1 protein-coding gene is annotated in these 731 nt (G+C 27.6%); it reads left to right on the top strand.

Going from position 1 to position 731, the window contains the following annotated elements; all coding sequences use genetic code 11:
- Positions 1 to 490 (top strand): recombinase A (locus BG20_RS02440; protein ID WP_010190449.1); only part of this gene is annotated, 490 nt, incomplete at its 5' end.
- Positions 491 to 731 lie beyond the last annotated feature (241 nt).

The raw sequence follows: 731 nt of genomic DNA, 5'->3' as shown, positions 1-731 counted from the left end.
GGGAAGTTTTAGACCAGAAAGAATTCTCGAAATCCAAAAAAAACAAAATTTAACATTTGATATTCTTGAAAAAATAACCATTTCACGAATTACTAATACTTCTGATCAAATAAAATCACTTAGCACTATGAATAGCTCAAATTTCTCTCTAATTGTGATTGATAATATCACAGATTTATTTTCTTATGAATATTCAAAAGAAGATAAGACTTTTGAAAAAAATTTGTTGTTTATAAAATATCTCCACAATCTATCATTAATTGCAATCAATAAAAAAATTCCTATTATTATTACTAATATGATTAGAAACATAGATGGTACAGAACTAGAAAATATGAGAACTGCTGTTGACTTATTTACACATATTAAAATTAAACTTAGAAAAATAAACTCAAAATTTCATGGTGAAATAAGGTGGCTTTTACATCAGACTGCTTTTTCATATACAATACACTCTGCAGGCCTATCTGATTATCCTGAAGATATTTAACTATCAATCATAAAGTTTAGGAATGGCAGGAATTTTTGACTCAATTCCAATAATTACAGTAGTGCTATTTGCACTTGGGTTAGTTGGCGTAATAGTTTATGAAAGATCACGAACAAACATATCAAAAGAATCAGACTCCTGATTCAGCGCTTGATTCTCTTTTTGCCGATTTTGGATTTACATCTCTTACTGAAATTCAAAAAAAAGCTTCTCCTATAATTTTACATAAAAAAGATTGCTT

This window comes from Candidatus Nitrosarchaeum limnium BG20, assembly GCF_000241145.1.
Classification (GTDB): domain Archaea; phylum Thermoproteota; class Nitrososphaeria; order Nitrososphaerales; family Nitrosopumilaceae; genus Nitrosarchaeum; species Nitrosarchaeum limnae.
Note: the sequence above shows the minus strand (reverse complement) of the source record. Positions and strands in the feature narration are given on the sequence as shown.